At 59.5% G+C, this 25,240-nt stretch carries 23 protein-coding genes and 6 pseudogenes; 17 read left to right on the top strand and 12 right to left on the bottom strand.

Going from position 1 to position 25,240, the window contains the following annotated elements; genetic code table 11:
* The 4 genes and pseudogenes from AKG12_RS28195 to ku (AKG12_RS28180) all read right to left on the bottom strand — a co-directional run.
* On the bottom strand, positions 1-434 hold a 434-nt coding region (locus tag AKG12_RS28195; RefSeq protein ID WP_052821362.1), incomplete at its 3' end, for an Hsp20 family protein.
* A gap of 169 nt (positions 435-603) precedes the next feature.
* Positions 604-1,622 (bottom strand): annotated as a pseudogene (ligD, locus tag AKG12_RS28190) (non-homologous end-joining DNA ligase).
* Positions 1,619-2,431 carry a non-homologous end joining protein Ku gene (gene ku / locus AKG12_RS28185; protein WP_052821361.1) on the bottom strand — a complete coding sequence of 271 codons (813 nt, stop codon included), beginning with the start codon at positions 2,429-2,431 and terminating at the stop codon, positions 1,619-1,621. Before ku (AKG12_RS28185) ends, ligD begins: the two are co-directional and overlap by 4 nt.
* A gap of 12 nt (positions 2,432-2,443) precedes the next feature.
* On the bottom strand, positions 2,444-3,343 hold the full coding sequence (gene ku / locus AKG12_RS28180; protein WP_052821364.1) for a non-homologous end joining protein Ku: 900 nt from the start codon (positions 3,341-3,343) through the stop codon (positions 2,444-2,446).
* Between the two features lie 200 nt (positions 3,344-3,543).
* Between ku (AKG12_RS28180) and AKG12_RS28175 the strand changes: the two genes are divergently transcribed.
* Together AKG12_RS28175 and xth are read left to right on the top strand one after the other, a co-directional pair.
* A complete protein-coding gene (locus AKG12_RS28175; RefSeq protein ID WP_052821360.1) occupies positions 3,544-3,720 on the top strand; it encodes a hypothetical protein in 177 nt (58 codons plus the stop codon).
* 6 nt (positions 3,721-3,726) lie between these two features.
* The gene (xth, locus tag AKG12_RS28170; RefSeq protein WP_052821359.1) at positions 3,727-4,503 is read left to right on the top strand and encodes an exodeoxyribonuclease III; all 777 of its coding nucleotides are present in this window, start codon (positions 3,727-3,729) and stop codon (positions 4,501-4,503) included.
* A gap of 221 nt (positions 4,504-4,724) precedes the next feature.
* On the opposite strand, the pseudogene AKG12_RS30900 reads toward xth, so the two are convergent.
* The 5 genes and pseudogenes from AKG12_RS30900 to AKG12_RS29910 form a co-directional block, all read right to left on the bottom strand.
* A pseudogene (locus tag AKG12_RS30900) lies at positions 4,725-4,919 on the bottom strand (NapC/NirT family cytochrome c); the annotation flags it as partial.
* A 92-nt stretch (positions 4,920-5,011) separates the two neighbouring features.
* The gene (locus AKG12_RS31200; protein WP_164056690.1) at positions 5,012-5,161 is read right to left on the bottom strand and encodes a hypothetical protein; all 150 of its coding nucleotides are present in this window, start codon (positions 5,159-5,161) and stop codon (positions 5,012-5,014) included.
* Positions 5,158-5,910, bottom strand: coding sequence for an ATP-binding cassette domain-containing protein (locus AKG12_RS28160; protein WP_052821357.1), 753 nt, complete (start codon positions 5,908-5,910; stop codon positions 5,158-5,160). Before AKG12_RS28160 ends, AKG12_RS31200 begins: the two co-directional genes overlap by 4 nt.
* Positions 5,907-6,716, bottom strand: coding sequence for an ABC transporter permease (locus tag AKG12_RS28155; RefSeq protein WP_003504683.1), 810 nt, complete (start codon positions 6,714-6,716; stop codon positions 5,907-5,909). Before AKG12_RS28155 ends, AKG12_RS28160 begins: the two co-directional genes overlap by 4 nt.
* 5 nt (positions 6,717-6,721) lie before the next feature.
* A complete protein-coding gene (locus tag AKG12_RS29910) occupies positions 6,722-6,892 on the bottom strand; it encodes a hypothetical protein (RefSeq protein WP_225246562.1) in 171 nt (56 codons plus the stop codon).
* Between the two features lie 25 nt (positions 6,893-6,917).
* Between AKG12_RS29910 and AKG12_RS28150 the strand changes: the two are divergent.
* The 10 genes and pseudogenes from AKG12_RS28150 to AKG12_RS28100 all read left to right on the top strand — a co-directional run.
* A pseudogene (locus AKG12_RS28150) lies at positions 6,918-7,412 on the top strand (Crp/Fnr family transcriptional regulator); the annotation flags it as partial.
* Positions 7,413-7,551: 139 nt separating this feature from the next.
* Entirely contained in the window at positions 7,552-7,812 is a 261-nt protein-coding gene (locus AKG12_RS28145; protein WP_052821356.1) for an AbrB/MazE/SpoVT family DNA-binding domain-containing protein, read from the top strand.
* Between the two features lie 600 nt (positions 7,813-8,412).
* Positions 8,413-8,730, top strand: coding sequence for a hypothetical protein (locus AKG12_RS28135; protein WP_052821354.1), 318 nt, complete (start codon positions 8,413-8,415; stop codon positions 8,728-8,730).
* Between the two features lie 16 nt (positions 8,731-8,746).
* Entirely contained in the window at positions 8,747-9,346 is a 600-nt protein-coding gene (locus AKG12_RS28130) for a general stress protein (protein ID WP_052821353.1), read from the top strand.
* Between the two features lie 202 nt (positions 9,347-9,548).
* A complete protein-coding gene (locus AKG12_RS31465) occupies positions 9,549-10,058 on the top strand; it encodes a transposase (protein WP_052821352.1) in 510 nt (169 codons plus the stop codon).
* Positions 9,989-10,486, top strand: a pseudogene (locus AKG12_RS31460) (IS5 family transposase); the annotation flags it as partial. The gene AKG12_RS31465 and the pseudogene AKG12_RS31460, both read left to right, overlap by 70 nt.
* 339 nt (positions 10,487-10,825) lie before the next feature.
* Positions 10,826-14,260 carry a response regulator gene (locus AKG12_RS28115; RefSeq protein ID WP_052821351.1) on the top strand — a complete coding sequence of 1,145 codons (3,435 nt, stop codon included), beginning with the start codon at positions 10,826-10,828 and terminating at the stop codon, positions 14,258-14,260.
* The gene (locus tag AKG12_RS28110) at positions 14,257-15,090 is read left to right on the top strand and encodes a CheR family methyltransferase (protein WP_052821350.1); all 834 of its coding nucleotides are present in this window, start codon (positions 14,257-14,259) and stop codon (positions 15,088-15,090) included. Before AKG12_RS28115 ends, AKG12_RS28110 begins: the two co-directional genes overlap by 4 nt.
* Positions 15,087-15,659 carry a chemotaxis protein CheB gene (locus AKG12_RS28105; protein WP_052821349.1) on the top strand — a complete coding sequence of 191 codons (573 nt, stop codon included), beginning with the start codon at positions 15,087-15,089 and terminating at the stop codon, positions 15,657-15,659. Before AKG12_RS28110 ends, AKG12_RS28105 begins: the two co-directional genes overlap by 4 nt.
* Positions 15,656-17,209 (top strand): response regulator, encoded by a 1,554-nt coding sequence (locus AKG12_RS28100; protein WP_052821348.1) that lies wholly within the window; start codon positions 15,656-15,658, stop codon positions 17,207-17,209. The genes AKG12_RS28105 and AKG12_RS28100 overlap by 4 nt, the downstream gene beginning before the upstream one ends.
* Before the next feature lie 22 nt (positions 17,210-17,231).
* Here the strand turns inward: AKG12_RS28100 and AKG12_RS28095 are convergent, their stop codons facing one another.
* The gene (locus AKG12_RS28095) at positions 17,232-17,603 is read right to left on the bottom strand and encodes a response regulator (protein ID WP_038595187.1); all 372 of its coding nucleotides are present in this window, start codon (positions 17,601-17,603) and stop codon (positions 17,232-17,234) included.
* A 114-nt stretch (positions 17,604-17,717) separates the two neighbouring features.
* Positions 17,718-19,025: pseudogene (locus tag AKG12_RS28090) on the bottom strand (Nramp family divalent metal transporter).
* A 452-nt stretch (positions 19,026-19,477) separates the two neighbouring features.
* Between AKG12_RS28090 and AKG12_RS28085 the strand changes: the two are divergent.
* The 5 genes from AKG12_RS28085 (at position 19,478) to AKG12_RS28065 (ending at position 23,921) form a co-directional block, all read left to right on the top strand.
* Positions 19,478-19,996: a DUF3597 domain-containing protein gene (locus tag AKG12_RS28085; RefSeq protein ID WP_052821347.1), complete on the top strand. Its 519-nt coding sequence runs from the start codon at positions 19,478-19,480 to the stop codon at positions 19,994-19,996.
* 29 nt (positions 19,997-20,025) lie between these two features.
* Positions 20,026-20,529: a YciE/YciF ferroxidase family protein gene (locus tag AKG12_RS28080; protein WP_052821346.1), complete on the top strand. Its 504-nt coding sequence runs from the start codon at positions 20,026-20,028 to the stop codon at positions 20,527-20,529.
* 72 nt (positions 20,530-20,601) lie between these two features.
* Complete coding sequence (katE, locus tag AKG12_RS28075) at positions 20,602-22,752, top strand: catalase (RefSeq protein WP_052821345.1); 2,151 nt, start codon at positions 20,602-20,604, stop codon at positions 22,750-22,752.
* Between the two features lie 126 nt (positions 22,753-22,878).
* Positions 22,879-23,409, top strand: a complete 531-nt coding sequence (locus AKG12_RS28070; protein ID WP_052821344.1) for a YidB family protein — start codon at positions 22,879-22,881, stop codon at positions 23,407-23,409.
* Complete coding sequence (locus AKG12_RS28065) at positions 23,406-23,921, top strand: hypothetical protein (RefSeq protein WP_225247032.1); 516 nt, start codon at positions 23,406-23,408, stop codon at positions 23,919-23,921. The genes AKG12_RS28070 and AKG12_RS28065 overlap by 4 nt, the downstream gene beginning before the upstream one ends.
* A 115-nt stretch (positions 23,922-24,036) precedes the next feature.
* Here the strand turns inward: AKG12_RS28065 and AKG12_RS28060 are convergent.
* Positions 24,037-25,240: pseudogene (locus AKG12_RS28060) on the bottom strand (ISL3 family transposase); the annotation flags it as partial.

The following is a 25,240-nucleotide window of genomic DNA, read 5'->3' as shown; positions in this document are numbered from 1 at the left end:
TGCTGAAGGGCCGGGCTGGTCTGGATATCGATCTTGCGCGGTTTCAAGGCCTCAGGAATCTCACGAACGAGATCGATCGACAGAAGACCGTTGCGGAGATCGGCGCCATTCACCCTGACATGGTCGGCAAGTTCGAAACGGTGTTCAAAAGGCCGGCCGGCTATACCGCGATGAAGGTATTCATCGGCGGAAGCGTCCTGCTTCTTGCCGGTAACGGTGAGAAGGTTGGACTGAAAGGTGATGTCTAGCTCGTCCTCGGCAAACCCTGCGACCGCGACCGAAATCCGGTAGCTGTCATCGCCGGTCTTGACGATGTCATAGGGCGGCCAGTCGCTGATCGAGCGGGCGCGCTGGGCATTTTCAAGAAGATTGAAGATCCGGTCGAAGCCGACGGTCGAGCGGAACAGGGGTGCGTAGTCATAAGATGTTGCCATAGCCATATCCTCCTTGAAGCAACATGGGTACAGAAGCGCCGAAACGCGGCGCTTCCAGCAAGTCCAGCCCTGTCTCAGCAGCTGGCGGCAATCGATTTGGTTTTCGGAAATTTACGATTCAAGGGTGCCGTCAGAAAAAATTGACGTCCAGGCGCCCGCCAGGACCAACTCAGTCGAGTTCATGGACCGCGGCATTGTCCTGTACCTCGCGCAGTCCTTTATAGGACGCATGACGCAGGTTGCCATCGTCGGTCCAGCCACGGAACTCGATTTCGGCGATGAGCGTCGGCTGCGCGAAGACGTAATTCCTGCCCTTGAGCGGAACGACCGGTGTCTTCGTCTTCAGCCTATCCAGGGTCTTCTTCAGATACGCCGCATCTTTCTCCTTAAACCCGGTTCCAACGGCGCCAACATAGACCCAGTCATGGCCACGTCTCGCCGCCAGCAGCAAACTGCCAATCCCGCCGCGCGCCGCCGCCGACTGCTCGTAGCCGACAATCATGAAGCTCTCGCTTTGAACACACTTGATCTTCAGCCAGTCGCCGGTCCGGCCCGAGCGATAAGTGCTGTCACGATGTTTTGCGATGATGCCTTCCATGCCGAGGGAACACGCGCTCGCCAATAATTCAGCGCCGTCCGCGTCTATTTCTTCGGACAGCTGGAGTGCGCCGGTCGCGTCTTCAAGCAGGTCCCCCAGCAAGTGCCGGCGGACCGACAGCTCGGTACGAGTGAGATCGTGACCATCGAAATACATAAGGTCGAAGGCGAAGAGCACGGCTTCTGTCGACGCCCGTTTGCCGCCTCGCCCACCGAGCGAGCGTTGCAGAGCGCCGAAATCTGAGCGGCCCTCGCCGTTCAGCACCACCGCTTCGCCGTCAAGGATGGCTGTTGCAACTCCAAGGTCCCTGGCCGCTGCGGCGATAGTGGGAAACCGGTGCGTCCAGTCGTGGCCGCCCCGGGTAATGATCCGCACACCCTTCGGCTCGATGTGGACCGCGAGCCGATAGCCGTCCCATTTCATTTCATAGACCCACTCGGGGCCGTCTTCAGGAGCGCCAGACATGGCTCGACGCGATCTGGCATCGGGTCGAACGGCAGATTGGGCTGAGCCGGATCGCGCCTGCGGCGCGGCTGCGATTTTGCCGTCAGACTGTCATTCTGCAGGAGCGGCTTGGCGGGACGTTTCATTTGCCCGCCCGATTCTCGGCTGCAACCGACTTCTTCAGCGCGTCCATGATATTGATGACATTGCTGGGTGCCGACTTCGCCGGTGTGGATGTCCTCGGTTTTGCAGACTTCTTCAGCGCTTTCTTCTTGGCGGCAATGATGTCAAGCAACCGATCCTGAACCGGATCGATGACCATCTTGGGGTCCCAGTGCTGCGTTTGCTTTTTGATCAGTTGCTGCACGAGACGCATCATCTCACTATCGCCCGTTTCGTCTTCTTCGATCCCGCCAAAGTAAGTATCCTCGTCACGGACTTCATCCCCATAGCGCAGCGTCCACAGAACGATACCCTTGCCGCGTGGCTCAAGCATGACGGCGCGCTCGCGGCGGGTAATTACGAGACGTGAAATCCCCACCATGTTCTGCGCTTCCATCGCATCCCTGATGACCGAGAATGCTTCCTGGCCGACGGCATCGTTGGGTGAAAGATAATAGGGCGTGTCGAGCCATATCCACTCAATGGTGTCACGGGGGGTAAACGTCGAGATGTCGATGGTCTTTGTGCTGTCGAGCGCAACGTTTTCCAGTTCTTCGTCTTCGAGGATGACGTATTCGTTCTCGCCACGCTCATAGCCCTTGACCTCATCCTCCTCCCTCACCTCTTTTCCGGTAACACTATCGACGTAGTGGCTGACGACCCGGTTTTTGGTATCGCGGTTGAGGGTGTGGAAGCGGACCTTCTCACTTTCGGACGTTGCCGGCATCATCTGCACGGGACAGGTGACGAGCGAGAGTTTCAGATAACCTTTCCAATAGGGACGGACAGCCACGATTTTCCTCCGTCAGCCGGCGCGGCGCGTCTGTGACGAGACCGCATTTGATTTGGCAGCAGCACCCGGTTTCGAAGCCTTCTGACGGCCGGCACTCTTGTTGGCGTTAGAAACGGCGCGTTTCTGGCCGGATTTGGTGCCCATGCCAGCACTCTCACGCAGCGCCTGCAAAAGGTCGTTTTGCCTGGGGACGGCTGCGGCCTTCTTCTTCGGCAGGGCCCTGCCCTCGATCTTGGCCTTCACCAGCTCGGCAACGGCGGCTTCATATCGGTCGTCGAACGTGCTGGCATCGAAGGTCCCCTTCTTTGTGCCGATAATGTGCTCGGCAAACTCAAGCATCTCGCCTTCGATCTTGAGGTCCGGCAACTCCTCGAAGGCTTCCGCCGACGAGCGGACTTCATAGTCAAAGTTGAGCGTCGTGGCGATCAGGCCCTTCCCGTGTGGCCTGATCAGCACCGTACGCAAGCGTCGGAAGAGCACGGTGCGGGCGATCGCAGCAACTTTGGCTCTTTTCATGCCATCGCGCAAAAGTACGAAAGCGTCCGTCCCCATCCTGTCGGGCGCCAGATAATAGGGCTTGTCGAAATAGACGCTGTCGATCTCGCTGCAGGGGATGAAGGCGTCGATCTTCAGCGTCTTGTCGCTGTGAGGCACGGCGGCAGCCACCTCGTCCGGCTCGAGAACGATATACTGGCCGTTCTCGATCTCATAGCCCTTGACCTGGGCGTCCCGTTCCACCGGATCGCCGGTCTCGCTGTCGATAAATTCGCGTTTCACCCGGTTGCCGGTTCGGCGATTGAGGGTGTTGAAAGCAATCCGTTCAGATGATGATGCCGCAGTATAGAGAGCCACAGGACACGCGACTTCTCCAAATTTGATAAAGCCCTTCCAGTTCGCTCGCGGGGCAACCATGACGCAAAACTCCTGCCACAACCAATGCGATTCAAGCGATTCAGCATGCATTTGTTCCGAGTCAAAACGAATCATTTTTCAAGGACTTAGGGCCACGATCAGAACTGGCGTTGCGAGTCTGCGCTAGACGCTTGATTCCGGTGCATCTTTTTGAGGCGACGAACGTTTCCTCTTCACGAAACGCGAAGAGGAGGCCTGTCATGAGCAAGCGTGAACTGATCGATACCGGAACCGACAAGCGTTATGTGCGCCGCGATAAGGACGGCAAGTTCAAGGAAAGCGTCGACGTCTCGCGATCGCTCTCTGCCGACGCGCGCCACGATGCGAAGCATGATGCGAAACCGGGCCGGGGTGACCGGGGTGATCGCAAACACTGAACCCCGGTGAAGCTCGCCACGTATAACGTCAACGGCATTAACGGTCGGCTCGAGATCCTGCTCCGCTGGCTCGATCGGGCAAAACCCGATGTCGTCTGCCTGCAGGAGTTGAAGGCGCCGGACGAGAAGTTTCCGCTTCGCCAAATCGAGCGCGCAGGCTACGGCGCCATCTGGCATGGGCAGAAATCATGGAATGGCGTTGCAATCCTTGCCCGGGGTCACGAACCTCTCGAGACGCGCCGGGGGCTTCCCGGAGACCCTGACGACAGCCACAGCCGGTATATCGAGGCTGCCATCGATGGCATGATCATCGGCTGCCTTTACTTGCCAAACGGCAACCCGGCACCCGGGCCGAAATTTGACTACAAGCTGCGCTGGTTTGAGCGGCTGCGTTTCTACGCAGGTCAACTGATTGAGCTGGACGTGCCATGCGCCCTTGTTGGAGACTTCAATGTCATGCCGACCGACCTCGATGTCTATAAACCGGAGCGCTGGCGAGACGATGCCCTGTTTCGGCCGGAGGTTCGCGCAGCCTATGCCCACCTAATTTCAATGGGCTGGACGGATGCCATTAGACTGCTGCATCCGGATGAGCGGATCTATACGTTCTGGAAGTATTTTCGGAACGCGTTTGCGCGGGATGCGGGTCTGCGCATTGATCATTTCCTGCTGACCCCATCCGTGCAGGAACGATTGCAGGCGTGCGGGGTCGACAAGTTTGCGCGTGCGTGGGAGCACACCAGTGATCACGCCCCCGCCTGGATTGTACTGGACGACCGATAGAGACCCATAGAGCGGATAAGGATGCTTCGCGCGCCTCCCTGCTGGCGGCGAAGGGCGGACCGACGCTTTCGCATGAGCGCTGTTATGGCGGACGGGCTGGAAAGGTCTTTGTCCATAATCGAGCATATGTCGACGCCTTTGGACCGAACGGACCCATAGGCTTCGACGCCCGCACAGACGCCGCGGCGATCGAAGGCTCGTCTTTGGAACGAGGGGGGTTCCTAGAAAACGTTCCGGTGCACATCACTCATCGCCCGTCGCAAATCATCGATCGCAGATGCCGTCTGTCCTGGGTGACCGTCGAGGGCCGGCGGCATTTTCCAACCTGGATCGATGCCTTCCATGTTCGGCAGTTCATGAGCAATGCCTTTATGGCAATCGATGCAGGTGGCCTTGCCCGTCAACAGATATTTGGATGCAAATTCAGGATCGCCGCTCCACCAGGCATAACGCACACCCGCTTCAGCCGCCGTAAACAAAAGAAACCAGATAAGGAATGCCAAGTGTTTCATCGTGCGCCGCGCCTAGGCACCGCATCGGCAAAAGGCAGGGCATAACCACCGATGACGACCCACAGGAAGGGCCAGCCCGCGCCATGCAGGGCGGCCAGCGGGAAAAACAGCCGCAGGGCTTCCGAAAGGATGGGGGGCTGCCTCATCGCACCCGCTCCTTTGCTGAAAACAGTTCGGCGAAGGCCGGACTCTCAGACAGGCGTTCCGCTTCGTCGAAAACCGCCCGCGCCATGCGCCGGCCCGGCGAACCGGCGGGCTTATGCGCGGCAATGACGCGGCCGTCCATGCCTGAAAGCACGATCAGCCTGTCGGCCACCATCAGCGCTTCATGAAGATCATGGGTGACAAGAAGGGTGGAGAAACCGCGCCTGCGGGCGGTACCCACCAGAAGCTCCTGCAAATGGCGTCGCAGGCCGACATCGACGGCGCTGAAAGGTTCGTCCAGAAACAGCATGTCCGGCTCCACCGCCAGCGCCCGCGCCACACCGGCGCGCTGGCGCATGCCGCCGGAAAGCTCGACCGGATATTTGCCGAAATCCGCTTCTTCCAGCCCAACTTCGAGCGCAAAACACCCAGCCCTTTCACGGCGTTCCCGTTTCGGCATGCCGGTGGCCGCAAGGCCGTAGGCTATATTGTCGATCAGCGTCATCCATGGCAGCAGCCGCGGTTCCTGAAAGACCAGACCCTGCCGGCGATATCGACGATGCACGCGGCCGCGAACGGGATCGATGATGCCAGCCGCGATCTGCAGGATCGTCGTCTTGCCGCTGCCGGAAGGGCCAAGCAGCGCCACGGTTTCCCCCAGCGCTATGCTCAGGTCGAAATTCTCGAACAGGCTGCGACCTAAAAAGGCGTGGCCGACATGTTCAAAACGCAGGTTGGAATGATCGCTCATCGTTTGACACCCCATGGCAGCCCGGCGGCGCGCCAGCGTTCCAGCGCTTCGCGCAGCAGATGCAGCAGGCCGTAATCGGTGAGCAGCGCCAGCGCGACGGTGATGGTGAGCCAGGCGCTGACCTGCGCGATATCGAACAGCGCGCGTGCGGTGGCCAGTTCGCCGCCAATGCCGCCGGAATTCGACAGAAGCTCGGCCATGACAGTGACTTTCCACGCACTGCCGGCCGTCGTGGTCCAGGCGGGAAAGAGATAGGAAAGCACATGCGGCATGGTGACGGTGCGCAACCGGTAAAACCATGGAGCACCGAAGGCCTGCGCCATCACCTCCAGCTGACGATCCCGCTTGGCGACACCTTCCAATGCACCGGCAAAGGAAACGGGAGCCGATGCGATGACAACGGTCATGACGGCAGTGCCGCCGGAGGAACCGAACCAGATCAGCGCCAGCACGATCCAGCCTATGGGCGGAACGCCGAGCAGGACGGTGACAACAGGCTTCATCAGCCGCATGGCCGCGAAGGAGTAACCCGCCATCACGCCGGCGACGGTGCCGATGCCCGCCGCAATGGTGAAACCAGTCAGGGCCCTGACGGCGCTCTGCGACAGGATCGCGAAGAAATCCGGCCTCGCCGCAAGCACTCCGATAGCCGTGAAGGTCTCACCCGGCGAAGGCAGGATGAAGGAGCCATAAATTTCATGCCCGGCCTGCCAGGCGGCGAGAAAGCAGAAAATACCCGAAAGCCCCGCCCAGCCCGCCCAGAGATAGCGGCCCATCCAGCCAAGACTTTCGAGAATGCGGTTCATGCCTGCTACACCAGATAAAAACCGTCATCCGGCCGCCGACCGCCGATGATCGCGGGGTCGGCCTTGGCGAGTTCATCGTAAAACGCCTCAAGATCGGTACGCGCAGCACTCGCCTTCAGCGCACATAGATGGCTAGTCGGGAAGGAGGCAGCGATGATTTCCGGCGGGAAACCCAAGGCATCGGCGGCCGCAGCGGCCGCCGTCATCGTGCGTGTGGTGCATCCCGGTGATCTCTTCGGTTTCGCCCGGGCGCTGCAGCGGTCCGATTATCCCGGTACCGCGACCACGGCCGCCGAAAGCGTGATCCTTTCCTGGCAGACGGACCTCTGGCCGCACTTCGTCGAGCAGAACCCGCACCTTGCCGTCTCCGCCATGCAGACCATTGGCCAACGTCTTGAGGAAGCCCATACGCGCATCCGCGAAATGTCGACGCAGGAGGTAGAGCGTCGGGTGGCGCACGCCGTACTGCGCCTTTCGCAACAGGCAGGGCGCAAGGAGGTGGACGGTATTCGAATCGACTTCCCGATCTCGCGGCAGGATATAGTGGAAATGACCGGTACCACGCTCCACACCGTTTCTCGCATCCTGTCCAGTTGGGAGAGCAAGGGCCTCGTACAGGGCGGCCGGCAGAAGCTTCTCGTATGCGATCTGCCGGGCCTCGCTCAACTAGCGGACGGCGATACCAGTCAAGTCTAGGGCGGAGCCTTGGCCTCGCTCATTGCGACAGCCTGCTCTTGCGCATTTCTTACTGTCTGTCGATTATAAGCAGGCTGCTAGTTGAAGTGGCGGGACATATGATGTTTATAAATGCGGTAAACACTGAGGGGAGCGAACCATGCCCCATGTCGCCCGCGTATTTCAGTCCGGTAACTCCCAATCGATTCGCCTGCCGAAAGAATTGCGTTTCGACGTCGATCGCGTGGACATAACGCAAGTGGGCGATGCGCTTGTTCTGCGGCCGCACGTTGAGCGTGGCGAGGCATGGCCGTCCCTGAAAGCAGCGATTGCGCGCGGCGTAAGCGACGATTTTATGGGAGGCGGGCGCGACGAGCCAGATCCACAGGACCGGCTGGAGATTTATTCGGTGTTTACGTGATCTCGCATCTTCTCGACACGAATGCGGTCATTCATTGATTGGCCGCCGATGGGATAAGCAGGTGCATCCCGCTCGCGAGATCGATCGCTTCGTGACCGGAACGATTGAGGCGAAGCGCAGGAAGGGATGAGAGCGCCGCAAAATGTCCGCATCCGAAGACAAAAATCCGACGGCTGTCGTGCAGGCTTGCGGAAAACGCAGGCATATCCGCGTCGGATATTGCATGGCGGCCTGTTAAAGAACCGTGATCTCGCTGTCCAGGACCGACGCGAGCAGGCTGTTGTCTTCGGGCCGCACCGGTTGCGCAGCCATGCGCGCTGCAGGTCTTTCGAAATCCCCTCCCCATCCGTTAAACTCGACTGAAGGAAACTTCTGAACTCCGTGTCGCCCTTGAACCCAGGCGACGTGCAAGCCTGACGGCCGACGATGGACGCCCCCCAGCACGAGAGGAAACATCCTCACCGTTGTCCATTGCCGCACCGATCGGATCTTGTAACGGGATGCCGAGAAGGCGCGTGTCGACCGATGCTGGAACCAAAACAACATCAGAGGGTTAATCAGGCGGATCAATCTACGCAGATCCGAGCTAGGGAGAAAACTATGAAAAACACTATTCTCACAGCCGCCTTCATTTGTGTCTCGGCCCTTGCAGCACATGCTCAAGGTGCGCCCGCGGCCAACAGCGACAGAAACACGCCGGCAATTGCGACCCCCGACATGAAAAACCCGACGGCCCCGGTGGAGGGCGCCAACAGTTTTACTGAGGACCAGGCAAAGGATCGGATCGAAAAAGCGGGTTATACGGGGTTGAAGGATCTCAAGAAAGACGACAGGGGCGTTTGGAATGCCACCGGCATGAAGGACGGCAAAACTGTTTCGATCGCCCTCGATTATCAGGGCAATGTTGTTGCCAAGTAACCCCTAGGAGGATGTTATGAGAACTGTTACCGGACTTTTTGACGATTACGCAGACGCAAGTTCCGCTGTCAGTGAACTCGAAGCTCTGGGCGTACCATCCAGCGATATCAGTATCGTTTCCAATAACAGCGATCGGCGACACGAAGAGTCGAATGCCGCAGAAGGGGCCGGAACTGGTGCGGGGATCGGTGCGGTCGTCGGCGGCGCGGGCGGCCTGCTCACCGGCCTTGGCTTGATGGCCATTCCGGGCGTCGGTCCGGTCGTCGCAGCCGGCTGGCTTGCTGCGACTGCGGCCGGCGCGGCAGCCGGTGCGGTTGCAGGAGGGGCCGCTGGCGGGATTATTGGCGCACTGACGAGCTCCGGCGTCCCGGAACGAGATGCCCACTTCTACGCCGAAGGCGTCCGAAGGGGTGGCACCCTCGTCACCGCAAAGGTGGATGACGCCTTGGCGCCGGAGGCTGAAGCCATTCTCAAACGCTCGAATTGGGTCGATCCGACAGAACGTCGCGCCGCCTACGAAAAGCAAGGATGGACGCATTTCGACGAAACGCTCTCGCCCTACGAGGCCGACCAGATCGAGCAGGAACGGCTTCGCTATCGCCGCAATGGTATGTGAGAGTTTCAGGAGGGGCGCCACGGTGGCGCCCCTTCAGTGACGCCCGATACCGCCTTTGATAAAGATCTCGTTTGTAAGCCGCGATTAATTTAACGGTCTGCGACAGAGATTTCATTCCACCCGCTCTAACTAGGTCCTGTTGACAAAGTGGATTCCCAAATCAGCAGAAGCGTGATTCAAGACTGCTTTTTAGGAGGCAGTTTTGGCTCGCGGCGACCTGACAGATATGGAATGGCGGATCATCGAGGGGTTGTTGCCCACCGAACGCGGCAGGAAGTCCCGACCGTCGCACGATAATCGGCAATATCTGAACGGTATGCTGCATGTCCTTCGGGTCGGATGCCCGTGGCGCGACATGCATGAGCGATANGATAATCGGCAATATCTGAACGGTATGCTGCATGTCCTTCGGGTCGGATGCCCGTGGCGCGACATGCATGAGCGATACGGAAAGTGGAATTCGGTCTATGTGCGCTTCCGCCGTTGGGCCGAACAAGGCGTTTGGGACGCCCTGCTTGAGACCCTCGTCGAACTGGGGCTGACGGATGACTGGCAGCACATGATCGACAGCACCACTGTTCGCGGCCATTCGCAGGCGGCGGGCGCAAAAGGGGGACTTATCAGGAGGCTTTTGGTCGATCACGCGGCGGCTTTACGACGAAAATCCACGCCCGAGCAGACGGTCAGGGCCGCCCTCTTGGCTTCGTCCTGACAGGCGGCGAGGCTTCGGACTACAACGCCGTTCCTGACTTGCTGGCGATACCGGTCGGCAAGCCGAGGTTGTTCCTCGCCGACAAAGGCTACGACGGTGACTTCCTGCGTGAAGAACTCCTGATCCACGGTATCAGGCCGGTCATTCCGCCAAAAACCAACCGAAAGAACCCGCCTGCCTGCGACTTTCGGGTTTACAAAGATCGAAACCGCATCGAGCGGATGTTCAACCGTCTCAAGCAGTTCCGGCGCGTCGCGACCCGATACGACAAGACACGAAAATCCTTCTCGGCATTCCTCGCCCNCAACCGTCTCAAGCAGTTCCGGCGCGTCGCGACCCGATACGACAAGACACGAAAATCCTTCTCGGCATTCCTCGCCCTGGCAGCCGCAAAGATATGGCTGCCATACTTTGTCAACAGGACCTAGGCTTTTGTATGAGTGACGCTCATGCAAGATTTCCCGCAACGTGCGAAACGCGTTTTGTACCGGTCAAGTTCTGCATCATTGCGTTGGATACCCATTTCCGGATCTTCTTTCCGCGAGGCCATTTGCCTTCGGCAGGAACGCCGGCGCGCATGGGTCGTCCGCAGGCTTCAGCCGACCGCACACAAGCAAGTGATGGTTCGCCTGTTATGGGCCTGTCGGCAACAGCCCGTCGGAGGAATAATAGCAGAATATTGATGACGGCGGCTGTTGCACTAGCTAGAAGTAGCTCGCCCATATACTCCGCCACGACCTTGCCTCGCCTTGTTCAGGAACAGACACATGCCACAGACCGCTTCTCAAGACCTGACCCGCCGTGGTCTCGGTCTCGACCCCGTCGTCGCCCTCAGCCTCGCCGGCGCGATTGTTTTCTTCCTGATCAGCGGCGCGTTTGCCTACATCAACCTGAAGACGCTGCGGGAGAATACAGAGGCGATCGTCCATTCGCACGAGGTGATCATCACATTGGACGAGTTGCTGTCGAGCACGCAGGACGCGGAAACCGGCCAGCGCGGCTTCCTACTCACGAACAACGAACGGTACCTCGATCCGTACAACACGGCCCTTGATACGATCCCGGCCAAGATCCAGGAAATTGGCGAGCTCACCAGCGATAATCCGGCCCAGGTCCGGCGCCTGCCCATACTCAAGCAGCATGTCGATGCCAAGCTGGCGGAGTTGAAGCAGACGATCGATCTTCGTCGCAGCCAAGGTTTGGACGCGGCACTGGCAGTCGTCAACTCCGATCGCGGCAAGGTGGCTATGGATGCCGTGCGCGGACAGCTCTCGGCGATGAGCCGAGAAGAAGCGGTATTGCGGGCAAAGCGCCTCGAGGAAATGAACAATGCCTATGGTACTGCGCTTTTGAGCGGCGTACTTGCCGGCATCCTCGGCATTCTCCTGACCATCGCCATCGGCGTTTTGATCCGCCGTTCTACCCTCGCCCGTCGCCGCGAAGAATGGCTGCAGGCGGGTAATCTTGGACTGGCATCCGCGATGATGGGCGACCAGCGCACCGAGCAACTTGGCGGCAGCATTCTGACTTACCTAGCAAACCACGTCGGGGCCGTCGCCGGGGCAATCTTCGTGGGTGGGTCAGATGCCTACAAGCGTTCATCGACCTACGGCGTCCCCGCCGATGCAAAGCTTCCGGATTTGGTCAGGCCCCGTGAAGGTCTGCTCGGACAGGTGGCGGTCGAGGGCAAACCCGTCATCGTCAACGACGTGCCGGAAAACTATCTGGAGTTCGGCTCGGCGCTTGGCCGGGATAAGCCGCGGCACCTGGTTCTTGCCCCGGCGGCGATCGACCACAACGTGAACACTGTGATCGAGCTCGGCTTCCTGCGGCCTGTGGATGAACGCGTCCTCGCGTTCCTTAAAGAGGCATCCGGCACGATCGCCACCGCCATTCGTTCGGCGAACTATCGAAGTGAGTTGCAGAACCTTCTGGAGGAAACCCAGCGACAATCGGAAGAGCTGCAGGTGCAGAGCGAGGAACTGCGGGTCTCGAACGAAGAACTCGAGGAACAGGGTCGGGCCTTGAAGGAGTCGCAAGCGCGGCTCGAACAGCAGCAGGTCGAACTGGAGCAGACGAACTCTCAGCTTGAGGAGCAGGCGCAACAGCTGGAATCGCAAAAAGACGACTTGGAGCGCTCCAACGCCTCAACTCAGCTGAAAGCCCGCGAGCTGGAGCAGGCCAGCCGATACAAGTCCGACTTCCTGGCCAACATGTCGCATGAGCTGCGCACGCCGCTGAACTCGTCGTTGATCCTGGCGAAACTGCTGGCGGACAATCCCGACGACAACCTGACGGCCGAGCAGGTCAAGTATGCCCAGACCATCCAGTCTTCAGGTAACGATCTTCTCAACCTGATCAACGACATTCTTGATCTTTCCAAAATCGAGGCGGGCCATGTCGACATCCGGCCCGAACCCGTCTCCGTCGAGCGTCTATCCAACAACCTGCGTCAAGTCTTCGAACCAATTGCCAAAAACAAGTCGCTCGGTTTCGAGATCGACATCTCGCCGGAATGCCCCGCAGTCATCGAGACCGATCTGCAGCGGATCGAACAGATCCTCAAAAACCTGCTGTCTAACGCTTTCAAGTTCACCGAGAAAGGCAAGGTTACGCTTTCGATGAACCGAACGGGCGACGGCCAGGTCGCCTTTGGGGTGACGGACACGGGGATCGGCATCGCGCCGGAGCAGCAAAAACGGATTTTCGAGGCCTTCCATCAAGCGGATGGAACGATCAGCCGCAAGTTTGGCGGCACGGGATTAGGCCTGTCTATTTCCCGTGAACTCGTGCGCCTGCTGGGTGGTACGATCCATATCAGAAGCCAGGAAGGGAAAGGCAGCACCTTAACGGTCACGCTCCCGCTCGCCTACGATCCTGCCATCGTCGCGCCGAGAGCTCCGGTCGGCAATGCCGTACCCCTCGCACCCGCTGCTTCAGCAGCACCAAGTCAACCGACGGCGCTACTGCCGCGAGCGATTGTGGAGGACGACCGCGCTATGCCCTCGGACGAGCGACGAATTCTGCTTGTCGTCGAAGATGATCAGACCTTCGCGGCGATCTTGCGTGACCTCGCCCGCGAGATGGGCTTCCGCTCGCTCGTAGCAGGCACCGCCCAGGACGCCCTTAACCTCGCGCAGCAGTTCATGCCGAGCGCCATCGTCCTCGATGTTGGCTTACCCGATCAGTCCGGCCTCTCCGTCCTCGATCGTCTGAAGCGGGATGTCCGCACCCGGCATATTCCGATCCATATCGTCTCGGGCGACGACTATACGGAGACTGCCCTGTCGCTCGGGGCTGTTGGCTACATGCTGAAGCCGGTGCAGCGCGAGCAACTGGTCGAAGTGCTGCACAAGCTTGAAGCAAAGCTTACGCAAGGCGTGCGCCGTGTTCTGATCGTTGAAGACAACGAGGTTCAACGAGAGGCCGTCGCCAAGCTTCTCACGTCACACGACGTCGAGACGGTCAGCGCCGGGACAGCAGCGGAAACCTTGGCACTGCTGAAGGACCAGACATTTGATTGCATGGTTCTTGACCTTTCACTTCCGGACGCGTCGGGGTACTCGCTGCTTGAAACCATCAGCCAGGAGGACACGCATTCCTTCCCACCGGTGATCGTCTACACCGGTCGCGTGCTCGCATCCGACGAGGAGGAAAAACTTCGTCGCTATTCGAAGTCGATCATCATCAAAGGGGCAAAGTCGCCGGAGCGGCTGCTGGACGAGGTGTCGCTGTTCCTGCACCAGGTCGTCTCGGAGCTGCCGGACGAGCAGCAGAAGATGATCCGCAAGGCGCGTCACCGCGACGCCCTGCTTGAGGGACGCCGGATCCTCATTGTTGAAGACGACGTGCGTAATGTCTACGCCCTCACGAATATTCTGGAGCCCCGTGGCGCGCTCATTCAGATAGCCCGCAATGGCCAGGAGGCGCTCGACGCCCTGGAGAAATCCAGCGCCGATGACGTGTCCAAGATCGATCTGGTGCTGATGGATGTGATGATGCCGGTGATGGATGGCCTGACAGCAACGCGGGCGATCCGAAAAAATCCTGACTGGAAAAAGCTGCCGATCATCACTCTGACGGCCAAGGCGATGCCCGACGATCAGCAGCGCTGCATCGATGCCGGCGCCAACGATTATATGGCCAAACCACTCGACGTCGAAAAGCTGCTATCGCTCGTCCGCGTCTGGATGCCGCGATGAGCGAGACATTCGACAAGATCGAGGACATCGAGATCCGGCTGCTGCTGGAGGCGCTCTACGTCCGCTACCACTATGACTTCCGCAATTACGCGATGGCATCGGTGAAGCGACGCCTGCGTCAGGCCCGTGAGCAACTGGGGTTTCCGACTATTTCGGCCATCCAGGAAAGCGTCTTGCACGACGAGGCGATGCTGCCGCGGTTGCTTGGCTATCTGACCGTGCAGGTGAGCGAGATGTTTCGCGATCCGAGCTACTTTCGCGCCATTCGCGAGAAGGTGGTGCCGCATCTTAAGACCTATCCATCGCTTAAGATTTGGATCGCTGGCTGCAGCGGCGGGGAGGAACTTTATTCCTTTGTGATCCTGTTCCGCGAGGAGGGTCTGGAGGACAGGACGATCTTCTATGCCACCGATATCAACCAGGAAGCGTTGAGGATCGCCGAAGCCGGTGTCTATGATCTCGATCGCATGCAGCTCTTCACGCAAAACCACCGAGCGTCAGGCGGCAAGTCGTCTTTGTCAGATTATTACACCACCGGTTATGGCCGGGCGACATTCGACCGCAGCCTCAGGGAGCGTGTCGTTTTTTCCGACCATAGCCTTGTGACAGACGCGGTCTTCGGCGAGATGAATCTGATCTCCTGTCGCAATGTGATGATTTACTTCGATCGGCCACTTCAGGATCGGACCATCGGCCTGTTCAAGGAATCGCTCGCGCGGAAAGGCTTTTTGGGGATCGGCGCGAAGGAAAGCCTTCGGTTCTCGGCGCATGCCAATGCGTTCACAGACGTCGTTCGCGAAGAGAAGATCTACCAGAAGGCGGTCCGATGAGCACCTCCAGTCCAGAGGCTGTCGTGATCGGTACATCGGCTGGTGCCCTTGAGGCGCTATCCGTTATCCTGCCAGCGCTTCCTGCCGACTTCGGATTACCGATCATGGTGGTGGTTCATATACCTCCGGACAAACGCAGCGTTCTTGCCGAGCTCTTTGCCGCAAAATGCGCCCTTAATGTCGTTGAGGCAGAGGACAAGGTTCCGCTCGAAGCAGGGACTATCTACTTCGCGCCGCCAGACTACCATCTGCTTGTCGAAACAGACAGGTCACTTGCGCTATCCGCCGATGAGCCCGTGCTGTTTTCCCGTCCGTCGATCGATGTCCTGTTTGAATCGGCTGCAGACATTTACGGTCCCGGCCTGATTGGTATTGTTCTGACCGGCGCCAACCAGGATGGGGCTTTGGGCCTCAAAGCGATCGCCGACGCAGGCGGCATCGCAATTGTTCAGGAACCAGACACGGCGTTTCAGGACGCCATGCCAGAGGCTGCGATTAAAGCCGTTGCGAAAGCCGATATTTTGTCACTTGCTTCGATAGCTACTTATCTGCAAAAGGTTGAGCCATGAACCCCGTCAAATTTTTGCTGGTCGACGATCTCGAAGAAAACCTCCTGTCTCTCGAAGCGCTGCTTCGTCGCGACGACCTGTATCTTCTGAAAGCCCGCTCCGGCGACCAGGCGCTCGAAATCCTCCTTGAGGATGATGTCGCGCTCGCCTTGATAGACGTCCAGATGCCTGGCCTCAACGGTTTTGAGCTTGCCGAACTGATGCGCGGCAATGAGCGAACCCGCCGCATCCCGATCATCTTTGTTACCGCCGGCAGCACGAGCGAGCGCCGCCGCTTCGAGGGATATGAAGCGGGAGCCGTGGATTTTATCCAGAAGCCGATCGAGCCCGATGTGCTGCGCCATAAGGCAGAGGTCTTTTTCGAACTCTATCGTCAGCGCCAACAGATCGAGCAGCAGCGGGACCAGCTTCAGACCCAGGCCGAGGCGCTGAAGGAAGCGGACCGCCGCAAGGACGAGTTCCTGGCCACTCTTGCCCATGAGCTTCGCAACCCACTTGCACCGCTTCGCAATGGTCTCGATATCCTGCGGCGCGATCCCGACGATGTGAGGGCTTACGAGCTTCGCGAGATGATGGACCGTCAGTTGGACCACCTGGTTAGGCTGATCGACGATCTCCTTGATGTTTCGCGTGTCAGCCAAGGAAAGATCGAGCTGCGCCAGGAGAAGGTCAGGGTCGCGGACGTCGTTCATTCAGCGGCCGAGGCCAGCCGCCCGCTTATCGATCGCGCAGCACACACCTTCGAGCTCGATATCCCCACCGCAGATCTTTGGATCGATGCGGACCCGGCCCGCGTGTCGCAGGTCATCGCCAACCTGCTGACCAACGCAGCAAAATACACGCCATCCGGCGGAACGATCAAACTATCGGTGACCGCGGACGGCGGCAAAGCTGTCATCACCATCCGCGACAATGGAGTAGGCATTCCGGCCGAGATGCAGAGCGACGTCTTCCGGCTGTTTGCGCAGGTCGGTGGTCATCGAGAGCGTTCGCAAGGTGGCCTCGGTATCGGCCTGGCCCTCGTCAAGCAATTGGTCGAACTGCACGGCGGCTCGGTCAGCGCATCAAGCGAGGGGACTGATCGAGGAAGCGTCTTCACTGTCCAGATCCCGTTAACCGCAGCCCCGGAGGAAATCACAACTGCGGAACAGTCCGCCAAACCAACGGAGAAGCCATCCCAGAGGCTGAAAGTCCTCGTCATCGATGACAACCCGATCATCGCCGACACGATGGGGATGTTGCTGGAGGACATCGGCCATGAATTCGAGGCGGTCCACGATGGACGAGAAGCTCTGGATGCCGCTCGCAACTATAGGCCAGACGCGATCCTGCTCGATATTGGCCTCCCCGGTATGGATGGCTACGAGGTCTGCCGCGCGCTGAGGCAGGACCACCTGTTCGAACACACCACCATCATCGCTCAGACAGGCTGGGGCCAGGATAAGGACAAGGAACTGGCCAGAGATGCGGGGTTCGATTTCCACCTCACCAAGCCTGTGCCTCTTGCGGATCTTCAGCGAATACTTTCGGGCGTGGCAGCAAGAGACTGACGAAGGGTGCCGTCGGCGTTTGTTATGCGGCCGAGAGCATCTCGTTCAGACTGGCAATGACGTTCGCGCAGCTATAGGGTTTGGCGAAGAAGCGGCATTCTGCTGGGAGGTCGGTATTCGCGGGGCGATGGCGTCCAGAGGCGACGAGAATTTTGACGTCGGGTCGGTCGGTACTCACCACTTGCGCGAGATCCAACCCGTCTTTCGGGCCTGGCATGTCGACATCGGTGAACACCGCAATGATGTCGGGAACCACGCCAAGGATCGCGACTGCGTCGACGACATTGCAGGCTTCGAGGACCTTGAAACCAGCCTCTTCCAGGGCATCGACGATATTCCAGCGGATGAGAGCTTCGTCCTCAACGACAAGCACGGTATCACCTGAGTTCGGCATCTCGATATCCTAGTTCTGCAAGCGAAACGCAATACAGCGCAAAACGATCAGCGCGTTTGTTTATTAGATGCCGACAATATTAATAAAATGCCAATTAACCTGAAGGCTCATGCATCAGTCAATGAGCATCGCGACCGCTGCAACACCCATCACGCCGCTCGCCGCCCATCCGCAGATCTTCATGGCAATGGGAGCCGTGAACTCCTTCATCTGCTTTTTGCTGCTGACGACCATCATCATCGCGATCATGATTGGCACGGCGACAAATCCGTTGATGACGGCACTCCAGAACAGCGCCTTGACCGGATCGAGCGGCACAAATTCGAGGCTGAGTCCGAACAGGGTCGCCGCCACGATAACGCCGTAGAAGCCCACGGCTTCCCACGGTTTGTGGTCGAGACCCGCCTTCCAGTCCTGCGTTTCGGCGAAGGCATATGCCGCAGAGCCAGCCAGAACCGGGATCGACAGCAGCCCCGTCCCAACGATGCCGAGGCTGAAGAGGACAAAGGCAAAATTGCCGGCGATCGGCTTCAGCGCTTCGGCGACATCCGCGGCCGAGTTGATATCGGTCTTTCCGTTGGCGTGCAGCGTCGCGGCCGCGCAAATCATGATCGCGACAGCGACGATCGTGGAAACGGCCATCCCCGCGAGGGTATCAAGCTCGATCCGGTTCAGCTCTTTCGGAGCTTGAGGCGGTGCCTCCTCAAGCGGCTTGGCTTCCTCCTTGCGATCGATCTCCTCGACCTCCTGACTCTACTGCCAGAAGAATAGATAAGGACTGATCGTCGTGCCGAGGATCGCAACGACCACGGTGAAGCTGTCATTGTTCAAGGCAAAGGTTGGCCAGACAAATCCTTTCAACGTCGCCATCCAGTCGATCTTCACCACAAACAGGACGGCGATGTAGGCGAACAGGACCAGCGTCAGCCACTTCAGGATGTTGGCATATCGCTCATAGGGAATGAACATCTGCAGCCCTAGTGACAAGAGGGCGAAGAAGATGGTGATCGGCAGGCTCGGCATGCCCGTCGCGAGCTCGACCGACGCACCCATCGCCGCGAGGTTCGCGCCAATATTGATGCAGTTGGCAACGAATAGCAGACAGACCAACCCGGTGACGAGCCATTTCGGCCAGATGGCACCCATGTTGACCGCCAGCCCCGATCCGGTCACGCGGCCAATTCTGGCGCTGACAAGCTGGATTGCCGACATCAGCGGATAAGACAGCAACATGGTCCAAAGCATGTTGAAGCCGAACTGCGCGCCGGCCTGGGAGTAGGTTGCGATCCCACTTGGATCGTCGTCGGCGGCTCCAGTGATTAGGCCAGGGCCAAGCTTCTTCAGAACCGAGCCTGATGTCGGACGCGACGTGGCATGCCCGGAAGGGGGCGCGGGTAGCGGGCCGTCAATTGAGGTGTTCACATCAGTCGTCAGAGCCCCTTTTGGGAGCCGATAAGGGGTCCCGTTACGACGCCTATCGACAGCCTCCCGACAAGACGTCCGCTCGTTCCTGGCGCGGTGGATGATCGGGAGACTGCGGATTCACGGCTACCTCGGGACACAGGATTCGCTGGCATGGCTACGAAGTGCTTGTTCTTTCGAAACAATACCGCCTTGTCAGCAGGTCGAGAGGCTGGACGCTGTGGGTCGATCACGGAGGTGATAAGACGTTGTCATCGGTGCTGGCGACGAAATTTATTCCCACTCGTTCAGGGCGCGGAACCTTGACGCCTCCACCGCGTTAAATGGCACTCACGGACACGTGATTATTGGGACGACAGGCTCATGAATCCTTTCGTGGTGATTTCGGTACGCCAAGTATCGCAGCTCCGTTTCAGGCCACGTCCTCACCCGCTCAGACAAGGAGGATCACTTTGAGCATCTTCGACCGTATCAAGCACGCAATCTTTGGCGAAGCACATGCTGCATCTGCTCCGCAGAGATCAAACTCGTCCGCATCTTCGACCTCACCGTCTTCTTCCGCGCCGGCCTCCACAATGTCTTCGTCGCCCGCACCGTCGACGACCGCGGCCGCTCCGGCGGCAAGCTCGTCGTCTTCCGCAACCCAGCCTGCAGCCCCGTCGTCCGCGCAGCCCTCTCAGTCGGCCGGCAGCGGTTCCTCCGTCGATGTCGAAACCATTCTGAACGAAGCCGTGAAGAAGTCAGGCCAGAAGCTCGACTGGCGGCACTCCATCGTCGACCTGATGAAGGCGCTTGACATGGACGCGAGCCTCGAAGAGCGCAAAGAGCTTGCTCAGGAACTCGGCTATTCCGGCGACGCCCATGACAGCGCGAAAATGAATACCTTCCTTCACAAGGCGCTCATGAAGAAGCTGTCGGAAAACGGCGGCAAGGTACCGGCCGCCTGCTCGACTGATCGCAGTCATCGTTAAGTTAGAAATCATCAACAGGGAGAAATGAAATGGCAGCCACCAAGACACTCGACGACCTGTTCCTCGATACGCTCAAGGACATCTATTTCGCTGAAAAGCAGATCCTGAAGGCCCTTCCGAAAATGGCCCGCGCCGCGCAGTCGGAAGAAGGCAAAGCAGGCTTTCTTCAGCATCACGACGAGACGCAGGGCCAGATCGAACGCCTTGAGCAGGTCTTCGAACTGCTCGGCAGGCCGGCGCGAGGTAAGACTTGCGAGGCCATCCAGGGCATCATCGCCGAAGGCGAGGAGATAATCGAGGAGTTCAAGGAATCTCCGGCTCTTGACGCTGGCCTGATCTCCTCCGCCCAGGCGGTCGAGCACTACGAGATCGCCCGCTACGGCACTCTTATCGAGTGGGCTAAGCAGCTCGGTCTGAAGGATGCCGTGCCGCTCCTTCAGGCAAATCTTGCCGAAGAGGAAGCGACGGACAAGAAGCTGACGCAGCTCGCAAAGGCGTCTGCGAATGCCAAGGGCAAAAGCAAGGCAGCCTAAACCATCTGAACTCACGAGAAGGCCGTCCAGACGGCCTTTTTTGACATCCGGCCACCATCATCGGGGACAACCATGGCAAAGCGCACGACGCGGGCTTCCTGCTCGACCTCATCTACCGACACCGTCACCATTCACGACCAGCAGCTTCACCGCGGCGCGGGCGGCGAGCTGCATCAGATCGCGGAGGATGGCGCCGACGTCCTGACCACGTCGCAGGGCGGGCCGGTCGCCGACGACCAGAACTCGCTTCGAGTCGGCCCGCGAGGTCCGCTTCTGGTCGACGACTTTCATTTTCGCGAGAAGATATTCCACTTCGACCACGAGCGCATTCCGGAACGCGTGGTGCATGCGCGTGGCTATGGCGCCCACGGTTTCTTCGAGACCTACGAAACCTTGTCGGACGTCACGCGCGCCGACATCTTCCAGCGACCAGGCGAGAAGACGCCCGTGTTCGTGCGCTTCTCAACCGTCGCAGGCAACAAGGGTTCCGCCGACCTGGCGCGCGACGTTCGCGGCTTTGCCGTCAAGTTCTACACGCAGGAAGGCAACTGGGACCTCGTCGGAAACAACATCCCGGTCTTCTTTATCCAGGATGCGATCAAATTCCCCGACATGGTGCACGCTGCCAAACAGGAACCTGACCGGGCCTTCCCGCAGGCGCAGACCGCCCACGACAATTTCTGGGATTTTATCAGCCTGACGCCGGAAAGCATGAACATGGTCATGTGGATTATGTCCGACAGGACGATCCCTCGCTCCTTTCGTTTCATGGAAGGCTTCGGCGTCCACACCTTCCGGTTTGTCAACGAAAAGGACGAATCCACGTTCGTCAAGTTCCACTGGAAGCCGAAGCTCGGCCTGCAGTCCGTCGCATGGAACGAAGCGGTCAAGATCAACGGGGCCGATCCCGACTTCCATCGCCGCGATCTCTGGCAGTCGATCCAGTCCGGCAACTTCCCGGAATGGGAGCTGTGCGTGCAGCTCTTCGATCAGGAGTTTGCCGACAATTTCGACTTCGACGTGCTCGATCCGACGAAGATTATCCCTGAGGAAATCCTGCCCGTGAAGCCGATCGGCCGTCTCGTGCTCGACCGCATGCCGGACAACTTCTTCGCGGAGACCGAGCAGGTCGCATTCATGACCCAGAATGTGCCGCCGGGCATCGGCTTCAGCAACGACCCCCTGCTTCAGGGCCGCAACTTCTCCTACCTCGACACGCAGCTAAAGCGCCTTGGCGGTCCGAACTTTACGCACCTTCCCATCAACGCACCGAAGTGTCCCTTCCACAATTTTCAGCAGGACGGGCACATGGCGATGCGCAACCCGGCCGGCCGGGTGAACTACCAGCCGAACTCCTTTGGTGAAGGTCCGCGCGAATCTCCGTCGAGAGGCTATCGCCACTTCCCTGCCGAGGAGAACGGTTCGAAGGTGCGGCTGCGCCCGGAGAGCTTCGCCGACCATTACAGCCAGGCTCGCCAGTTCTTTCTCAGCCAGACGCCGCCGGAGCAGCGGCACATCGCCATGGCGCTGACCTTCGAACTGAGCAAGGTGGAAACGGTCGCCATCCGGGAGCGGATGATCTCCCATCTCCTGAACATTGACGAGACGCTCGCGACCACTGTCGCGCAGAAGCTCGGGATCCAGACGATGCCGAAAGCAGCGGACGCCGCCATGCCGACGCGCCAGGATCTCGAGCCCTCTCCTGCCCTCAGCATCGTCGAGCGTGGTCCGAAGCGGTTCGAGGGCCGCAAGCTTGGTGTGCTCGTCACCGACGGGGTCGATGCGAAGCTCTTGAAGGGGCTGAAGACCGCTATCGAAAAGGAGAAGGCTCTAGTCGAGCTGATCGCGCCGAAGGTCGGCGGCGTGACCGCGTCCGACGGCTCCTGGATCGAGGCCCAGCATATGATCGACGGTGGTCCGTCGGTGCTGTTCGACGCCGTTGCCGTCCTCGCCTCGCCCGCCGCGATCGAGGATCTGGTAAAGGAGGCGACCGCGCGGGACTTCGTCGCGGATGCATTCCAGCACTGCAAGTTCATCGGCTACGACGAGAGCGCCTTCCCGCTGCTCGTCAAAGCCGGGATCACCGATGTCCTCGACGAGGGCATGATCATCCTTCCCGGCGAAGAAGGACTTGCCGCCTTCGTGTCTGAGCTCGGCAAGCTTCGGGTCTGGGGGCGCGAACCCGCGCTCAAGCTCGGCAAGGCGTCTCCGCCGGTGAAGTGAACATGAGGCGAGGACCCCGTGTCCGCCCCCCTCCGTCGAAGGAGTGAGGAACGTGAGACCTCTTCCAGTGTTGTCGTTCCACGGAGCGGCAACACACCGGAAGAAGCTAACACAGGAGATAGATCAATGATGAGTGGACCTATGAAAGCGCTGCTGGGAGCGCTCGCCGTGGCAGGCTACCAGAACCGTGACAAGATCGCGGAGGTGCTGCGCGGGCTTCAGAACCGGCAGCCTCAAAGCGGCGACGCCTCTCGCCCGACCGATAAGGCGGACGGCGGCCTGGGTGGTCTCTTTGGGGGACAAGGCGGCCTTGGAGACCTACTCGGGGGCCTGACGACCGGCGGCATCCTCAGCGGCGGCCTGGGCGACCTTCTGAAGACGTTTCAGCAGAACGGCCACGGCGACAAGGCAGATACGTGGGTCCAGCCGGGACCGAACGCTCCCATTGAGCGAGGACAGCTCTCGGAGGCTCTCGGCCCGGACGTCCTCGACGAACTCACGGCCAAGACGGGCCTGTCTCGCGAGGACATCCTCGATCGGTTGACGCGCGATCTGCCGAAGGCCGTGGACGACCTTACGCCCGATGGCAAAGTGCCGAGCGAAGAAGACGACTTCCTTCGCTCGGCCAGCGCGCTGTCGACGGGCAAGACCGCATGAACTCTACCTCTCGAACGGAGAACACGATGTCCGAACCGAACAATTCGCCAGCCGTCCAGTTGATGCGCGAGGAGCAGGAGCGGCAGCGCTCCGCAGCGAGCGCCGGCACCCTCGATAAGGGGCTAGAGGCCACCTTCCCTGGTTCCGATCCCGTGTCTGCAACGATCACCTCGATCCCGGCGGGCCGAGCGGAGACCGCAGACGCAGGTTCCCCAGCGCGCGCCGCGGAACTTGCAGAGGATCGGGACTACCCACGCGTCGACGCCGCACTGGAGAGCCAGTCGCAAATTGACTCTGAGGTTCTCGATGCCGGGGAGGAAGTCCGCGCTTTGCGTCGGGACGTCGCCCGACTGAGGGAAAACCTGCTTGAAATCGCCGAGGGCGGTGTCGAACTGATGAAGGCGGAAGCCCGATCCGCAGTTCGCGACGCTGAGAGCCGCATTCGGGAGCGTCCGCTAACAGCCGTAAGTATTGCCGCGCTATTGGGTTATGTCTGGGGGCTGACCCGCTAGACCCGGCGTTAGCTCAATTCACTGGCCCTCGCGGCTTCCCTTGCTGGCTTCGGCGCCCATCAGCGTCATTGTCAATCGGCGTCGTAACGGGGGGTCTGACGCAATTTCGATGACATCAGGGTGCTCCGACGATACGTGCCTCAAGCAAATCCAGTTTCCCGCGCCCGTACATCTGGCGCTTGATGAGTTTGCTTGGTGATGTGGCCCTCTGTCGGGCCGTTCGACCAAATTGAAGTGATTGCATTTTGAACCGCTGCTCTATCGCGGATAACGCCGTTCGCGAATGGAGAGATTAAGCTTGCTGCGGCGCAGTTGATCCATGTGTCCAGATCATCTTTAGACTTGCGCCGCAGCATTTCGTGGAAGCTCTCCACAACATTTCTTGCGTCGACAAGGTCTGGTAGCTGCTCCTCAATCGCTGCGACCATCATCGTCTGCGCCTTGGTCAAATTGTTGCGCTCAAGGGTCATCAGGCGGACGATGGTGCGTGCTGCTGGCGCGTGACCGAGCCCGTTCTCGGCCTTTTCGGCCCTTCTTCGTCGTGTTGCCCATTCCGTGACGACGCGGAGACCGCCGCCAAAACCAGCCAGCCAAGCTGCCGCCCAAGGTTCAGCGCCGTTTCGTAATCCGGCATCCCATTGCGCTTCGAGCCACGGGAGGTGTGGTTCGAGCGAAGTTTGCCGGACTCGGAAGATGTCGGTCCTTTGACCACGGATGACACTGCGAACGAGCTTACGACTATGTCCTGTTCTGCGCACGATTTCCTTGATGGACACGCCATCGCCGACGAGCCCACGAATGACAGAGTTAGTCTCTTCACGCCGTAGATAGCCCTCATATTGCAAACGCTCGGCGGCAGTCAGAAGCTTAGGGCTTACGGTTGCTGTTCCAACTGCCAGGCGCACCTGCCGCATCGACTTGCGAACGGCGTCAAGAAAGGCGTGGCTAGCATTTTCCATGAGATGCCAGCGGTCGACGACCTGTTCGGCCTGTGGCAGGGCTTGCGCAGCGGCCTGTGCACATCCGCCGCCGCGGTCTCTTGCGACGATTTTGATTTGCGGCTGCTCAACCAGCCAGGCCTTTGCGGTCGAGGATTCTCGGTCGGGCAACAACGCGATCGTCTTTCGCCGTTCCAGATCGCAGATAATCGTGCCATATCGGTGATTGCTACGCCACGCCCAGTCATCAATGCCGATAACGCTTGGCGGCGGTGGTGGTGGGCGATCATATCGGCGAACGGTTCGAAGCTGCGTGTCATTGCTAACCGGTAACCCGAGACGATCTGCGAACCGTGCTGCTGGCCGACCACCCAATGCCAA

The organism is Agrobacterium sp. SUL3 (genome assembly GCF_001263295.1).
GTDB classification, from domain to species: Bacteria; Pseudomonadota; Alphaproteobacteria; order Rhizobiales; family Rhizobiaceae; genus Agrobacterium; species Agrobacterium tomkonis.
This window is presented reverse-complemented; position numbering and strand designations above follow the sequence as displayed.

What these genes read in the sequence shown, in the direction of transcription:
- ku (WP_052821364.1), bottom strand. Translation starts at nt 3,343, where the DNA reads ATGGTTGCCCCGCGAGCGAACTGGAAGGGCTTTATCAAATTTGGAGAA.
- AKG12_RS28175 (WP_052821360.1), top strand. Translation starts at nt 3,544, where the DNA reads ATGAGCAAGCGTGAACTGATCGATACCGGAACCGACAAGCGTTATGTG.
- AKG12_RS31200 (WP_164056690.1), bottom strand. Translation starts at nt 5,161, where the DNA reads ATGAGGCAGCCCCCCATCCTTTCGGAAGCCCTGCGGCTGTTTTTCCCG.
- AKG12_RS28160 (WP_052821357.1), bottom strand. Translation starts at nt 5,910, where the DNA reads ATGAGCGATCATTCCAACCTGCGTTTTGAACATGTCGGCCACGCCTTT.
- AKG12_RS28155 (WP_003504683.1), bottom strand. Translation starts at nt 6,716, where the DNA reads ATGAACCGCATTCTCGAAAGTCTTGGCTGGATGGGCCGCTATCTCTGG.
- AKG12_RS28145 (WP_052821356.1), top strand. Translation starts at nt 7,552, where the DNA reads ATGCCCCATGTCGCCCGCGTATTTCAGTCCGGTAACTCCCAATCGATT.
- AKG12_RS28135 (WP_052821354.1), top strand. Translation starts at nt 8,413, where the DNA reads ATGAAAAACACTATTCTCACAGCCGCCTTCATTTGTGTCTCGGCCCTT.
- AKG12_RS28130 (WP_052821353.1), top strand. Translation starts at nt 8,747, where the DNA reads ATGAGAACTGTTACCGGACTTTTTGACGATTACGCAGACGCAAGTTCC.
- AKG12_RS28115 (WP_052821351.1), top strand. Translation starts at nt 10,826, where the DNA reads ATGCCACAGACCGCTTCTCAAGACCTGACCCGCCGTGGTCTCGGTCTC.
- AKG12_RS28110 (WP_052821350.1), top strand. Translation starts at nt 14,257, where the DNA reads ATGAGCGAGACATTCGACAAGATCGAGGACATCGAGATCCGGCTGCTG.
- AKG12_RS28105 (WP_052821349.1), top strand. Translation starts at nt 15,087, where the DNA reads ATGAGCACCTCCAGTCCAGAGGCTGTCGTGATCGGTACATCGGCTGGT.
- AKG12_RS28100 (WP_052821348.1), top strand. Translation starts at nt 15,656, where the DNA reads ATGAACCCCGTCAAATTTTTGCTGGTCGACGATCTCGAAGAAAACCTC.
- AKG12_RS28095 (WP_038595187.1), bottom strand. Translation starts at nt 17,603, where the DNA reads ATGCCGAACTCAGGTGATACCGTGCTTGTCGTTGAGGACGAAGCTCTC.
- AKG12_RS28080 (WP_052821346.1), top strand. Translation starts at nt 20,026, where the DNA reads ATGGCAGCCACCAAGACACTCGACGACCTGTTCCTCGATACGCTCAAG.
- katE (WP_052821345.1), top strand. Translation starts at nt 20,602, where the DNA reads ATGGCAAAGCGCACGACGCGGGCTTCCTGCTCGACCTCATCTACCGAC.
- AKG12_RS28070 (WP_052821344.1), top strand. Translation starts at nt 22,879, where the DNA reads ATGATGAGTGGACCTATGAAAGCGCTGCTGGGAGCGCTCGCCGTGGCA.
- AKG12_RS28065 (WP_225247032.1), top strand. Translation starts at nt 23,406, where the DNA reads ATGAACTCTACCTCTCGAACGGAGAACACGATGTCCGAACCGAACAAT.